We start from the raw sequence: 13,825 nt of genomic DNA, 5'->3' as shown, positions 1-13,825 counted from the left end.
TTGGCCGTCCACCGCGTAACGAAAATCCTGCCGTACAGGCCCGAACAACTGGCGGAGCTGGTCGCCGACGTGCGCGCCTATCCCGAGTTCGTGCCGTGGGTCACCGCCATGCGGACCTGGGCGCCCCGGGAAGAAGCGCCGGGCGTGTCGCTGCTCGACGCCGAGGCCGCGGTGGGTTTCTCCTTCCTCAAGGAGCGGTTCTCGACCTGGGTCCGGCATGACCGGAACCGCAATATGGTCGAGGTCGGCCTGCTGCGCGGGCCGTTCAAACATCTGAACAACCGCTGGGAGTTTTTCCCGGACCCGAAGGGGACACGCGTCGAGTTCTTTATCGACTTCGCCTTCAAGTCGCGGATTCTCGACGGGGTCCTGCACGCCAATTTCGACCGGGCGGTCAGCAAGCTGATGCACTGTTTCGAGGCGCGGGCCGCCCGGCTTTACGGGCCCCGGTCGTCCCAGGCCGAGGCGTGAGCTTCGACTTCGATGCGACGGTCGTGGGCGCCGGCGCGGTCGGGCTGGCCTGCGGCCGGGCGCTGGCTAAGCAGGGGCGGTCGGTACTCGTGCTGGAGAAAGAGCCGCACATCGGACAGGGCGTCAGCTCGCGCAATTCCGAGGTCATCCATGGCGGCCTCTACTACCCGAGCGGCTCGCTGAAGGCCCGGTTCTGCGTTCGTGGCCGCCGCGCCCTTTACCCCTTCCTTGAAAGCCACAAGGTCGACTTCCGGAAGTGCGGCAAGCTGGTCGTGGCGACCGAGGAGGCGGAGGTCGCGCGCATCGAGGCCATCTTCGAACAGGGCGTCGCCAATGAGGTCGAAGGACTGGATCACCTGACCGGCGCCCAGGCGCGGGCGCTGGAGCCGGGACTGAACGCTCACGCCGCCATCCTGTCGCCCGAGAGCGGCGTGTTCGACAGCCACGGCTACATGTTAGCCCTGCAGGGCGAGATCGAGGACGCGGGCGGTTCGGTGGTCGTGTCCACGCCGTTCGAACGCGCCGAACCGCTGGCTGGCGGCGGCTTCACCGTCACCGCGGGCGGGGAGGGCGGGGCGACCCTGACCACGCGGCTGCTGGTCACAGCGCCGGGTCTGGGCGCGCAGGAGGCGGCGGGCCGTATCGCCGGCTATCCCGCTCATGGCATACCGAAGGGCCATTTCGGCAAGGGCGTCTATTTCCGCCTGACCGGCAAGGCGCCGTTCGAAAGGCTGGTCTATCCGCCGCCGATCCCGGGCGCGCTGGGCACCCACTACCGCAAGGATCTGGGCGGTCAGGCCGTGTTCGGCCCCGACCTCGTCTATGTCGGGACCGAGGACTATTCCGTCGATCCGGCCAAGGTCGGCGAGTTCGAAAACTATATCCGCCGCTTCTGGCCGGGCCTGCCGGCCGGCGCCCTGACCGCCGACTACGCCGGCATCCGCCCCAAGCTGCACGGGGCCGGCGAGCCGCAGCCGGATTTCCAGCTGCGCGGCCGCGATGATCACGGGATCGACGGTCTGGTCGCCCTGTTCGGCATCGAAAGCCCCGGTCTGACCAGCTCTCTTGCGATCGGCGAAGCCGTCGGCGAAATGCTGGGTCATGACTGACATCGCCATCCGCGACGCCGTTGCGGCCGACATTCCGGCACTGCACCGCCTGATCGAGAGCGCCTATCGCGGCGAGGCCTCGCGCGCAGGCTGGACGACGGAGGCCGATCTGCTGGATGGCCAGCGCACTGATCCTGAAGATCTGGCCGACATCCTCGCCGATCCGAAACAGGCCCTGCTGTCGGCACGGCGCGGCGACGAGCTGGTCGGCTGCATCCTGATCGCCGATCGCGGCGAAGGGACGGGCTATTTCGGCATGCTGTCGGTCAGCCCGACCCTGCAGGGCGGGGGTCTGGGCCGGCGGCTGGTCGAGGCCGCTCACCGGGCGCTCGCGGACCGGTTCGGCGCCCGGCGCGTGCGCATTTCGGTCTTTCCGCAGCGGGAGACCTTGATCGGCTGGTACGAGCGGCTCGGCTATCGCAAGACCGGAAACACCCTGCCGTTCCCCTACGGCGACCTCCGCTTCGGCCTGCCCAAACGTGACGACCTCTATTTCATCGTCATGGAACGCGAGCTGGGTTGAGCCGATGGAAATCCGCACCGCCCGTCTAACCCTTCGCTCCGCCCGTCCGGACGATCTGGAGGGAATGCACGCCATCCTGTCGGACCCCCGCGCCACCCTCTGGTGGTCGACACCGCCGCACGAGACGTTGGAGCAGACCGCCGCGTGGCTGGACGGAATGATCGCCAACGGTCCCGACCAACCGGATTTCGTCGTCGAGCTGGAGGGCCGGGTGGTCGGCAAGGCCGGCTTCTGGCGGCTGCCCGACCTCGGCTACATCCTGCATCCTGACGTCTGGGGGCGGGGGCTGGCCGCCGAGGCCGTGAAGGCGGCCATCGACCATGTCTTCGCGACCCGCGAGATCGAGACCCTGACCGCCGACGTGGATCCGGAGAACGCCGCCTCGATTCGGCTGCTGGAGAGGCTTGGCTTCGTGCGAACGGGCTTTGCGGCGCGCACCTGGAACGTCGGCGGGGTCTGGAAAGACAGCATCTATTACGCCCTGTCCCGCGCGGATCGGGGCGCGACGCAGGGCGAACAAGCTCCCGCTTGAACTTCGGGTCGGGTTCAGGCATAAGCCCGCCCTCGCTGGCGGCTCTTTCGGGCCGCCGCTGTTGTTTTCGCGCCCTTGCAGGCGTCGACTTGGAAGATTGAGACCGGACATGGCCGTTCCGAAGCGCAAAGTATCGCCCTCGCGTCGCAACATGCGCCGCGCCCACGACTCGCTGGGCACGAACGCCTATACCGAGGACAAGGACACGGGCGAGCTGCGCCGCTCGCATCACATCGACCTGAAGACCGGCACCTATCGCGGCCGTCAGGTTCTGACGCCCAAGGAAGACTAGTCTTTCACGGCGCGGCCTCCGGGCCACACGGGAGATTTCACGGCGCGCGATGACTCGCGCGCCGTTTTCGTGCGTTCTGTCGGCATTCCAAGCTGGAGACGCCCCATGATCCGCCTCACCGCCCTGAGTTCCTCCGTCCTGCTGTCGCTCGCGGCCTGCAACGCGCCGCCCGCCGAACCGGCGCCCGAGCCTTCGCCTCCGCAGGTGGATCCCGGGACGCCCCCCGCCGCCGCCGACACCCTGACCGCCCAGGGTTTCGGTCCGCTGCGCATCGGCATGACCAAGGCCGAGGTCGAGGCGGCGCTGGGCCCCGACAGCGATCCGGGATCGGTGGGAGGCGCCGAGCCCGAGGTGTGCGATCAGTGGCGACCCGAGCGTGCGCCGGAAGGCCTGCTGGTCATGATCCAGGACGGCGTCCTGACCCGCATCTCGGTCGCGTCGCCTTCAACCCTGAAGACGGATCGCGGCTTCGGCGTCGGCGATACCGCGGCGGCGATCAAGGCCGCCTACGGCGCCAGCGCGGTGTCGCAGCCCCACAAATATTCTGCGCCCCCCGCCGAAGACATCTTCGTCTGGGCCTCCGGCGGGCCGGCGACCGCCAACGCCTATGTCCAGGACGCGGCGGCCCGGGGCGTTCGCTACGAGATCGAGAGCACGGGCAAGGTCGGCATCGTCCATGTGGGCGGGCCGGCGATCCAGATGGTCGAAGGGTGCTCCTGATCCCCGAGGCCTGAAGGTTGGCGATTCGGCGGGGCCTGCGCTAAACCCCGCCGACTTCCCTGACAGCAGAGCGCTCCCATGACCGACATCGCCGATATCGTCGCCCGCCAGATCCTCGACAGCCGCGGCAATCCGACGGTCGAGGTGGATGTGATCCTGGACGACGGCAGCTTCGGCCGCGCGGCGGTGCCCTCGGGCGCCTCCACGGGGGCGCATGAGGCCGTCGAACTGCGCGACGGCGACAAGGACCTGTGGGGCGGCAAGGGCGTCGGCAAGGCCGTCGACGCGGTCAATGGCGAGATCTTCGACGCCCTGTCCGGCATGGACGCCGAGGACCAGCGCCGCATCGACGAGGCCCTGATCGCCCTGGACGGCACCGAGAACAAGGGCCGGCTGGGCGCCAACGCCATCCTCGGCGTGTCGCTGGCCTGCGCCAAGGCCAGCGCCATCTCGTCGGGCCTGCCGCTGCACCGCTATCTGGGCGGCGTCTCGGCCCGCATACTGCCGACGCCGATGATGAACATCATCAACGGCGGGGCCCACGCCGACAATCCGATCGACATCCAGGAGTTCATGATCCTGCCTACCGGCGCCGAGAGCTTCTCGGAGGCCCTGCGGATGGGTTCGGAAATCTTCCACGCCCTGAAGACGCAGTTGAAAGACGCCGGTCACAACACCAACGTCGGCGACGAGGGCGGTTTCGCCCCCAACCTGGCCTCGGCCGAGGAGGCGCTGAGCTTCATCACCCGGGCGGGGCAGGCGGCGGGCTATCTCGCCGGCGAGGACTTCCACCTCGGCCTCGACGTCGCCGCCACGGAATTCTTCAAGGACGGCAAATACGTCATGGCCGGCGAAGGCAAGACGCTGGAGGCCGACGCCATGGTCAACTACCTGGCCGACCTGTGCGAACGTTTCCCGATCGTCTCGATCGAGGACGGCTGCGCCGAGGACGACTTCGATGGATGGCGTCTGCTGACCGAACGCCTGGGCGACCGCTGCCAGATCGTCGGCGACGACCTGTTCGTCACCAACCCGGCCCGACTGGCCGCCGGCATCGGCGAGGGCCTGGCCAACTCCATTCTGGTGAAGGTCAACCAGATCGGTACCTTGTCCGAAACTCTTGAGGCCGTGGATATGGCGCACCGCGCCGGCTACACCGCCGTAATGAGCCACCGTTCCGGCGAGACCGAGGATTCGACCATCGCCGACCTGGCCGTGGCCACCAACTGCGGGCAGATCAAGACCGGTTCGCTGGCGCGTTCGGACCGGACGGCCAAATACAACCAGCTTCTCCGCATCGAGGAGATGCTGGGCGATCAGGGCGCCTATTTCGGCGACGGCATGCTGCTGAACCGGTAGGCGCCGGTTCGCAGTTTTTGCGGCCAAGCTACGGTTCGTTAGGCATTTTCGGTCAGACTCCTTCAATCTTGAGTCCACGCTCAGAAGGAGCGTCCCCCCTGTGCCCGAGCGGATGAAACCGTATTTCCCCTCCGCCATCCTGGCGTTGCTGATCGTCTATCTGGGCGTGCAGGCCCTGACGGGCGAGCGCGGCCTGCTGAGCGGTCATGAGCGGGACGCCTTGCTGGTGCGACGCGAGGCCCAACTGGCCGGAATCCTGGAGCAGAGGCGGGACCTTGAGGTCCGCGTCCGCTATCTTCGCACCGACAGCCTGTCGCGCGATCTGCTGGAGGAGCGCGCGCGCGCCGTGCTGGGCTTCAGCGACCCGCGCGACTATGTGATCCGGATCTCGGCGCCCGTCTCGCCAGGGGGCCCCGCGCCCCGAGCCTGATCGCAGATCAGGCCCCTTCTTGGTGGAACGAAACCCGAGATCGGATGCAGGCGCATCCGAACCGGTTTCGTTCGGGCGTGAACTTTCGTTACAGCTTGACCGGTGCGCTTTGCGTTTCGGGAACGAAGGCTGCTAAAGCCCCTTTCCGTAACGACAAGAGGCCTGCAACGGCGGGCCCAGCCGGGAGATGACGGATGGCGAAAGCCCCCGCCGCCAAAGCTGATTCCAGCAAGGCGACCAAACTGCCCAATACGCCGAAGGCCTCCAGGGAGGACCTGCTGCGCTTCTACCGCGAGATGGTCCTTATCCGCCGGTTCGAGGAGCGCGCGGGCCAGCTTTACGGCATGGGTCTGATCGGGGGCTTCTGCCACCTGTACATCGGCCAGGAGGCCGTGGCCGTGGGCGTTCAGGAAAGCGTCAGACAGGGCCACGACAAGATCATCACCGGCTATCGCGACCACGGCCACATGCTGTGCGCCGGCATGGATCCGAAAGAGGTCATGGCCGAGCTGACCGGCCGCATCGGCGGATCGTCCAAGGGCAAGGGCGGCTCGATGCACATGTTCGACACCGCCACGGGCTTCTACGGCGGCCACGGCATCGTGGGCGCGCAGGTCGCCCTGGGCACCGGCCTGGCCTTCGCCGGCCGTTATCGGGGCGATGACTCGGTCGCCTTCATCTATTTCGGCGATGGTGCGGCCAACCAGGGCCAGGTCTACGAGAGCTTCAACATGGCCCAGCTGTGGAAGCTGCCGGCCATCTACATCATCGAGAACAACCAGTACGCCATGGGCACGAGCATCGAGCGCTCGTCGTCCACGACGCAACTGAGCGAGCGCGGGTCGAGCTTCGGCATTCCCGGCGAACAGGTCGACGGCATGGACGTGCTGGCCGTGCGCGACGCCGTTGCCCGGGCCGTCAAGCGCGCCCGTGAAGGCGGCGGTCCCTTCATCCTGGAGATGAAGACCTATCGCTATCGCGGTCACTCGATGTCGGATCCGGCAAAATACCGGGCCAAGGAAGAGGTCGACGAGGTCAAGAAGACCCGCGACCCGATTGATCACGTCAAGATGCTGCTCGACCAGGCCGGCGCGACCGAGGACGACCTCAAGGCCATCGACGCCGAGATCAAGACCATCGTCGCGGACGCCGTTCAGTTCGCCCAGGAAAGCCCGGAGCCGGATCCGTCCGAGCTCTATACCGACGTCTACGTGGAGGCCTGACCGTGACCGACATTCTCATGCCGGCGCTGTCGCCCACGATGGAAGAGGGCACGCTGACCAAATGGCACATCAAGGCGGGTGACACCGTCTCGGCCGGCCAGGTCATCGCCGAGATCGAAACCGACAAGGCCACGATGGAAGTCGAGGCCGTCGACGAGGGCGAGGTGCTGGAAATTCTCGTGGCCGAGGGCTCCGAGAACGTGAAGGTGAACACGCCGATCGCCCGTCTGGCGGGCGAGGACGGAGCCGCGGCCCCGGCGCCGAAGGCCGAAGCGCCCGCGGCGGAAAAGGCTCCCGCCCAATCCGGCGCCTCGGGCGAGCCGGAGAAGAAGGACGTCACGGCGGCCGGCCCGAAGGTCGAACTGCGCGACCCTGAAATTCCGGCCGGCGCGAAACTGGTCAAGACGACCATCCGCGACGCCCTGCGCGACGCCATGGCCGAGGAGATGCGCCGCGACGAGGGCGTCTTCCTGATCGGCGAGGAAGTCGCCCAGTACCAGGGCGCCTACAAGGTCAGCCGGGAACTGCTGCAGGAGTTCGGCGACCAGCGCGTCGTCGACACCCCGATCACCGAGCACGGCTTCGCCGGCCTGGGCGTCGGCGCCGCCATGGCGGGGCTGAAGCCGATCGTCGAGTTCATGACCTTCAACTTCGCCATGCAGGCCATCGACCACATCATCAATTCGGCGGCCAAGACCCTGTACATGTCGGGCGGCCAGATCCGCGCCAGCATCGTCTTCCGCGGCCCCAACGGCGCCGCCAGCCGCGTCGGCGCCCAGCACAGCCAGGACTATTCGGCCTGGTACGCCCAGGTGCCCGGTCTGAAGGTCGTCGCCCCCTATGACGCCGCCGACGCCAAGGGGCTGATGAAGTCGGCCATCCGCGACCCCAACCCCGTCGTCTTCCTCGAACACGAGATGATGTACGGGCTGGAGTTCGACGTGCCCGAGGTCGAGGACTACCTCGTGCCGATCGGCAAGGCCAAGGTTCGTCGCGAAGGCACGGACGTGACCATCACCGCCCACAGCCGCATGGTCGGCTTCGCGCTTCAGGCCGCCGAACAGCTGGCCGGGGAGGGGATCAGCTGCGAGGTCGTCGACCTGCGCACCCTGCGTCCGCTGGACCACGAAACCATCGTCGAGAGCGTCAAAAAGACCAGCCGCCTGGTCTCGGCCGAGGAAGGCTGGGGTCCGATGGGCGTCGGCGCCGAGGTCGTGGCGCGGGTGATCGAGCACGCGTTCGACTACCTCGACGCGCCGCCGGTGCGGGTCCATCAGGAAGACGTGCCGCTGCCCTACGCCGCCAATCTGGAAGCCCTGTCGCTGCCGGGCGTGGACAGGATCGTCGCCGCCGTGAAGCAGGTGATGGCATGAGCGAGAAGCCGGAATTCCAGCTGACGACGCCCGACAGCGTCGCCGCCGACCCCGACGCCGTCGAGCTCCTGCGCATGTGGTGGTCGAACGGCGAGCCTGTCATGTCGGTCAAGCCGGCGTTCAACGATCCGGTCCGGTTCGGCAACATGCTGGCCTATGCCGCCAGACACATGGCCCACGGCTATGCGGTGCGTCACGGCCATGACGAGCGGCAGGCCTATCAGCGAATCCTGCAGGGCCTGTCCGACGTGATCAAGGCCGACAATGTGCAGACCGTGGCCGAGCCGGTCGCCCAGCCCGGGAGCGTGCAATGACCGACATCCTGATGCCCGCCCTGTCGCCCACCATGGAAGAGGGCGTGCTGGCCAAATGGCACGTCAAGGTCGGCGACACGGTCAAGGCCGGCGATGTCATCGCCGAGATCGAGACCGACAAGGCGACCATGGAGGTCGAGGCCGTCGACGAGGGCGAGGTCACCGACATCCTCGTGGCTGAAGGCACTGAGGGCGTGAAGGTCAATACGCCGATCGCCCGGCTGAAGGACGAGGGCGGCGCGGCCGCTCCGGCTCCGAAGGCCGCCGCGGCTCCGGCCAAGGCTGAACCGGCGAAGGCCGAGGCCGCTCCGGCGCCCGCCGCCGCTCCGAAATCCGCGCCGGCGAAGGCCGACGGCGAGCGCGTCTTCGCCTCGCCTCTGGCCCGGCGCATCGCGGCCCAGAACGGCGTCGACCTGAAATCCGTCAAGGGCACCGGCCCCCACGGCCGGATCGTCAAGCGCGATGTCGAGGGCGTGAAGGGCGGAGCGCAGGCTCCGGCCGCCGCCGGCGCTTCGGCCCCGGCCGGCGGCGAAGTCCGCAAGATCCAGTCGCTGGCCCAGATGGGCATTCCGGACGGCAGCTACGACCTGATCCCGCTGGACGGCATGCGCAAGGCCATCGCCCGGCGCTTGACCGACAGCTTCCGCGACGTGCCGCATTTCCCGCTGACCATCGATTGCGAGATCGACGGCCTGCTGGCCTCGCGGGCGAAGGTCAACGCCATGCTCGAGAAGTCGGGCGTGAAGGTCTCGGTCAACGACTTCGTCATCAAGGCCTCGGCCATGGCGCTGAAGGCGGCGCCGGAAGCCAACGCCAGCTATTCGCCCGAGGGCATCGCCATGCATCACCACGCCGACGTGGCGATGGCGGTGGCGATCGACGGCGGCCTGATCACCCCGATCATCCGCGCGGCGGAAACCAAGTCCCTGTCGCAGATCGCGACCGAGTCCAAGGACCTGGCCAAGCGCGCCCGCGACCGCAAGCTGAAACCCGAGGAATTCCAGGGCGGCACCTTCTCCGTCTCCAACCTGGGCATGTTCGGCATCAAGGCCTTCGCCTCGATCATCAACGAGCCCCAGGGCGCGATCCTGAGCGTGGGCGCGGGCGAACAGCGCCCTGTGGTCAAGAACGGCCAACTGGCCGTGGCCACGGTGATGACCGTGACCCTGACCTGCGATCATCGCGTGGTGGACGGCGCTGTCGGCGCGAAATTCCTTCAGGCCTTCAAGGCGATGATCGAAGATCCTGTGACGATGCTGGCGTAGGAGACGGGTTGTGACCTCGGTCTATGATTTCAGCGCCACGGCCATCGACGGCGCCGAGCAGGCGCTGGAGCAATATCGCGGCCAGGCCCTACTGATCGTCAACACGGCCTCCAAATGCGGCTTCACCGGCCAGTACGCCGGCCTGGAGTCGCTGCATCGGGATTTCGCCGACAAGCCGTTCGAGGTGCTGGGTTTTCCCTGCAACCAGTTCGGACAGCAGGAGCCAGGCAAGGCCGCCGAGATCGCCAGTTTCTGCTCTTCGACATACGGCGTGGACTTTCCGATGTTCGACAAGGTCGAGGTCAACGGCCCGAACCGGCATCCGCTCTTCGACTGGCTGACCAGCCAGAAGAGGGGCTTTCTGGGCAGCCGCGACATCAAGTGGAACTTCACCAAATTCCTGACCGACCGCGAGGGGCGGGTGGTCGCGCGCTACGCTCCCCAGGTCGAACCCGAGGCCATCAAGGCCGATATCGAGAAGCTGATCTGACATGGCCGAGCTGCGGGACCTCGCCATCGCCCTCGAAAACCGCCCGGGCGCGCTCGCCGAGATGGGCGAGGCCCTGGCGCGTGCGGGCGTCAGCATCGAGGGCGGCGGGGCGTGGCTCGCTGACGGCGTCGGGGTGGCGCATTTCCTGTTCACCGACGGCCCGGCCGCACGCGCGGCGCTGGAAGCCGCGGGCATCCGGGTGGTCGCCGAAAACGAAGTCCTGGTTCAAAGGCTGAAACAGGACGTTCCCGGTCAGCTGGGACAACTCACGCGCCGGATGGCCGAGGCCGGCGTCAACATCGAGGTCCTGTACAGCGACCATGACCACCAGATGATCCTGGTGGTCGACGACATGGCCCGGGGACGCGCCGTCTCCGAGGCGTGGAAACGCGAGACCGGCCTGTGACTACAACCAGCGGAAAACCCATGGAATTCGACCTCATCGTCATCGGTTCGGGCCCCGGCGGCTATGTCGCGGCCATCCGCGCCAGCCAGCTGGGCCAGAAGGTCGCCATCGTCGAGCGCGAGAGTCTGGGCGGCATTTGCCTGAACTGGGGCTGCATCCCGACCAAGGCCCTGCTCAAGTCGGGCGAGAAATACGAAAGCCTGTCGCACCTGAAGGACTACGGCCTGTCAGCCGACAAGGTCGGCTTCGACTTCGACGCCATCATCCAGCGCTCGCGCGGGGTGGCCGCCACGATGAACAAGGGCGTCACCTATTTGATGAAGAAGAACAAGATCGAGGTGATCGAGGGGACGGCGAAGCTGGAGAAGGGCGCGGCCGCGCCGAAAGTGGTCGTGGCCCTGAAGGCCGGCGGATCGCGGACGGTCGAAGCCAGGGCCGTGATGCTGGCGGTCGGCGCCCGCGCCAAGGCCATTCCGCAGATCGGCCTGGAGGCCGACGGCGACCGCATCTGGGCCTATCGCGAGGCCATGGCGCCGAAGAAGATGCCCGCTTCCATCGTCGTGATCGGTTCGGGCGCCATCGGCGTGGAGTTCGGCAGCTTCTATCGGGCCCTCGGCGCCGAGGTGACCATCGTCGAAGCCGTCGACCGGATCATGCCCGTCGAGGACGAGGAAGTGTCCAAGGCGGCGCAGAAGGCCTTCGAGAAGCGCGGCATGAAGTTCCGCACCGGTTGCAAGGTCACGAAGGTGTCCAAGGGCGGCAAGGGCGTGCAGGTGGCCATCGAGGCCGGCGGCAAGGCCGAGACGCTGGAGGCCGAGGTCTGCATCTCGGCGGTCGGGATCACCGCCAATACGGACGGCATCGGTCTGGAGGCGCTGGGCGTCGACATGGAACGCGGCCACATCACCATCGACAGCCACTGCCAGACGAACGTGAAGGGGCTGTACGCCATCGGCGACTGCGCCGGCGCGCCGTGGCTGGCGCACAAGGCCTCGCACGAGGGCATCCACGCCGCCGAACACATCGCCGGCTACAAGACCCCCAACGTCAACTCGCCCATCGCCGGCTGCACCTACGCCCAGCCACAGGTCGCCTCGGTCGGGATCACCGAACAGGGCGCGCGCGAGGCGAAGCGCGAGGTCAAGGTCGGCCGCTTCCCCTTCCGGGTGAACGGCAAGGCGGTGGCCGCCGGCGAGATCGAGGGCTTCGTCAAGGTGATCTTCGACGCGAAGACCGGCGCCCTGATCGGCGCCCACCTGATCGGCGCCGAGGTCACCGAGATGATCCAGGGCTTCGTCACCGCCATCGCCATGGAAGCGACCGAGGAAGACATCCACGGCATCGTCTATCCACACCCGACCATGTCCGAGGCCATGCACGAGGCGGCTCTGGACGCCTATGGGCGGGTGATCCACATCTGACGGGCGCATTCCCTGCAGTTCCCGCAAGCGCGGGGCTCTGCATGAACTGCAATGGAATTGGCCGGCTGAACCGCCGAACCTGCCGACGCCGCAAGTCCGGCGGAGGCTAGCCCGCCAACACGTCCAGGCTCATCCGCTCCAACAGCGAACCGCCCTGGCCCACAGCGGCGAGGCGGCTGGAGGCGTGGCCCAGCACGTTGGCGGCGTAGACCTCGTACAGGGTGATCTTGCCTTCCAGCCACGTCGGGTCGCCCTGACCCCCGTCCAGCTGGTCGCGGGCGTACAGCGCGCCCTGGGCCAGCATCCAGCCGCCCGCGACGTCGCCCAGCAGCTTCAGATAGGCGTCGGCGGCGGCCAGCACGTCGGCGGCCCCGTCGGCGGCGGCCTTGCGGTCCAGCAGCCACAGGGTGGCGTCCTCGACCGCCGTGATCGCGGCGGCGAACCGCTCGACCGGCTTGCCGGAATACAGGCGCGGCAGCCGGGCGAGGGTGATCTTCATGTCGGCGATCAGATCGCGGGCCGACTGGCCGCCGTCCATCGACAGCTTGCGGCCGACCAGATCCATGGCCTGGATGCCGTTGGTGCCCTCATAGATCGGGGCGATGCGGGCGTCGCGATAGTGCTGGGCCGCGCCGGTCTCCTCGATGAAGCCCATGCCGCCGTGGATCTGAACGCCCGCCGAGGCGACCTCGCAGCCGACGTCGGTGGACCAGGCCTTGGCGATGGGGGTGAACAGGTCCTCGCGGCCCTTCCAGCGGCGGCGTTCGCCTTCCGTCGCCGCGTGCCTGGCCAGATCGGCGGCCACGCCGGTGGACAGGCAGATGGCGCGGGCGGCGGCGATCTTCGCCTTCATCACCGACAGGGTGCGGCGCACGTCCGGATGATCGATGATCGGGGCGTTGGCCTCGCCGGTCCAGACCGACCGGCCCTGGCGTCGCTCGGACGCATAGGCCAGCGCGTGCTGATAGGCCCGCTCGGCGATGCCGACGCCCTCGACGCCGACGGCGAGGCGGGCCGCGTTCATCATGACGAACATATGGGCCAGGCCCTGGTTGGGCTGGCCGACCAGTTCCGCGGTCGCGCCCTCATAGGCCATGACGCAGGTGGGCGAGGCGTGGATGCCCAGCTTGTGCTCTACGCCGACGGGCCGGAAGCCGTTTCGGTCTCCCAGTGTCCCGTCCTCTTTCACGAGGTATTTGGAGGCCAGGAACAGGCTGATGCCCTTGGGTCCCGGCGGGGCGTCGGGCAGGCGGGCCAGCACCATGTGGACGATGTTGTCCGTAGCGTCGTGGTCGCCCCAGGTGATGAAGATTTTCTGGCCGTTCAGGGCGTACGTCCCGTCGCCGTTCGGCGTCGCCGTGGCCGTCAGGGCGCCGAGGTCCGAGCCCGCCTGAGGCTCGGTCAGGACCATGGCCCCGGTCCATTCCCCCGACACCAGTTTCGACAGATAGATCTCCTTCTGCGACGGCGTTCCGTGGGCCTCCAGCGCCTCGATCGCGGCCAGCGACAGCATCGGGCACAGGCCGAACGCCATATTGGCGGCGTGCACCGTCTCATAGGCCGCCAGCTCCAGCGCCTTGGGCAGTTGCTGGCCGCCGGCGTGGGCCGGGGCGGACAGGCCGGTCCAGCCGCCCGCGGCGAACTGGCGATAGGCGTCGGCGAACCCGGGAGCGGCGGTCACCGAGCCGTTCGCGTAGGTCGAGCCCTTCTGATCCCCGATGCGGTTCAGCGGCGCGAGGACGCCTTCCGAGAATTGCGCCGCGGCCTCCAGCACCGCCCCGAGGACATCCGTGTCGTAGTCGGGAAAGGCGCCGGTGGCGGCGACGTGATCGATGCCGGCCACGGCCTGCAGGGCGAAGGCGATGTCGCGGACGGGCGCGCGGTAGGTCATGGCGGT

Annotated in this window: 16 protein-coding genes; 15 read left to right on the top strand and 1 reads right to left on the bottom strand. The window is 67.8% G+C overall.

Features of this window, described 5'->3' with window-relative positions; translation table 11 throughout:
• The 15 genes from BrevBR_RS14405 (at window position 1) to lpdA (ending at window position 11,928) form a co-directional block, all read left to right on the top strand.
• Window positions 1-471, top strand: coding sequence for a type II toxin-antitoxin system RatA family toxin (locus tag BrevBR_RS14405; protein WP_340001396.1), 471 nt, complete (start codon window positions 1-3; stop codon window positions 469-471).
• Entirely contained in the window at window positions 468-1,580 is a 1,113-nt protein-coding gene (locus tag BrevBR_RS14400; RefSeq protein WP_340001395.1) for an NAD(P)/FAD-dependent oxidoreductase, read from the top strand. The genes BrevBR_RS14405 and BrevBR_RS14400 overlap by 4 nt, the downstream gene beginning before the upstream one ends.
• Window positions 1,573-2,103 (top strand): GNAT family N-acetyltransferase, encoded by a 531-nt coding sequence (locus tag BrevBR_RS14395; protein WP_332639256.1) that lies wholly within the window; start codon window positions 1,573-1,575, stop codon window positions 2,101-2,103. The genes BrevBR_RS14400 and BrevBR_RS14395 overlap by 8 nt, the downstream gene beginning before the upstream one ends.
• A gap of 4 nt (window positions 2,104-2,107) precedes the next feature.
• Window positions 2,108-2,635 carry a GNAT family N-acetyltransferase gene (locus tag BrevBR_RS14390; protein ID WP_340001394.1) on the top strand — a complete coding sequence of 176 codons (528 nt, stop codon included), beginning with the start codon at window positions 2,108-2,110 and terminating at the stop codon, window positions 2,633-2,635.
• A 109-nt stretch (window positions 2,636-2,744) separates the two neighbouring features.
• On the top strand, window positions 2,745-2,927 hold the full coding sequence (gene rpmF / locus BrevBR_RS14385; RefSeq protein WP_324814960.1) for a 50S ribosomal protein L32: 183 nt from the start codon (window positions 2,745-2,747) through the stop codon (window positions 2,925-2,927).
• Between the two features lie 105 nt (window positions 2,928-3,032).
• Window positions 3,033-3,647, top strand: a complete 615-nt coding sequence (locus BrevBR_RS14380; protein ID WP_340001393.1) for a hypothetical protein — start codon at window positions 3,033-3,035, stop codon at window positions 3,645-3,647.
• Between the two features lie 78 nt (window positions 3,648-3,725).
• Window positions 3,726-5,006 (top strand): phosphopyruvate hydratase, encoded by a 1,281-nt coding sequence (eno, locus tag BrevBR_RS14375; RefSeq protein ID WP_332639259.1) that lies wholly within the window; start codon window positions 3,726-3,728, stop codon window positions 5,004-5,006.
• A gap of 112 nt (window positions 5,007-5,118) precedes the next feature.
• Window positions 5,119-5,436 carry an FtsB family cell division protein gene (locus BrevBR_RS14370; RefSeq protein WP_445214767.1) on the top strand — a complete coding sequence of 106 codons (318 nt, stop codon included), beginning with the start codon at window positions 5,119-5,121 and terminating at the stop codon, window positions 5,434-5,436.
• 194 nt (window positions 5,437-5,630) lie between these two features.
• Complete coding sequence (pdhA, locus tag BrevBR_RS14365; protein ID WP_332639261.1) at window positions 5,631-6,659, top strand: pyruvate dehydrogenase (acetyl-transferring) E1 component subunit alpha; 1,029 nt, start codon at window positions 5,631-5,633, stop codon at window positions 6,657-6,659.
• 2 nt (window positions 6,660-6,661) lie between these two features.
• A complete protein-coding gene (locus tag BrevBR_RS14360) occupies window positions 6,662-8,032 on the top strand; it encodes a pyruvate dehydrogenase complex E1 component subunit beta (RefSeq protein ID WP_332639262.1) in 1,371 nt (456 codons plus the stop codon).
• Window positions 8,029-8,346, top strand: a complete 318-nt coding sequence (locus BrevBR_RS14355; RefSeq protein ID WP_332639263.1) for a DUF5076 domain-containing protein — start codon at window positions 8,029-8,031, stop codon at window positions 8,344-8,346. Before BrevBR_RS14360 ends, BrevBR_RS14355 begins: the two co-directional genes overlap by 4 nt.
• The gene (locus BrevBR_RS14350) at window positions 8,343-9,611 is read left to right on the top strand and encodes a pyruvate dehydrogenase complex dihydrolipoamide acetyltransferase (protein ID WP_340001391.1); all 1,269 of its coding nucleotides are present in this window, start codon (window positions 8,343-8,345) and stop codon (window positions 9,609-9,611) included. The genes BrevBR_RS14355 and BrevBR_RS14350 overlap by 4 nt, the downstream gene beginning before the upstream one ends.
• Before the next feature lie 10 nt (window positions 9,612-9,621).
• Window positions 9,622-10,101 carry a glutathione peroxidase gene (locus BrevBR_RS14345; RefSeq protein ID WP_340001390.1) on the top strand — a complete coding sequence of 160 codons (480 nt, stop codon included), beginning with the start codon at window positions 9,622-9,624 and terminating at the stop codon, window positions 10,099-10,101.
• Window position 10,102: 1 nt separating this feature from the next.
• On the top strand, window positions 10,103-10,507 hold the full coding sequence (locus BrevBR_RS14340; RefSeq protein WP_332639266.1) for a hypothetical protein: 405 nt from the start codon (window positions 10,103-10,105) through the stop codon (window positions 10,505-10,507).
• A 20-nt stretch (window positions 10,508-10,527) separates the two neighbouring features.
• Entirely contained in the window at window positions 10,528-11,928 is a 1,401-nt protein-coding gene (lpdA, locus tag BrevBR_RS14335) for a dihydrolipoyl dehydrogenase (RefSeq protein ID WP_340001389.1), read from the top strand.
• Window positions 11,929-12,034: 106 nt separating this feature from the next.
• Here lpdA and BrevBR_RS14330 read toward each other — a convergent pair whose 3' ends face one another.
• A complete protein-coding gene (locus BrevBR_RS14330; protein ID WP_340001388.1) occupies window positions 12,035-13,819 on the bottom strand; it encodes an acyl-CoA dehydrogenase in 1,785 nt (594 codons plus the stop codon).
• Window positions 13,820-13,825: the final 6 nt, after the last annotated feature.

The organism is Brevundimonas sp. BR2-1, from assembly GCF_037626195.1.
GTDB lineage: Bacteria > Pseudomonadota > Alphaproteobacteria > Caulobacterales > Caulobacteraceae > Brevundimonas.
Note: the sequence above shows the minus strand (reverse complement) of the source record. Positions and strands in the feature narration are given on the sequence as shown.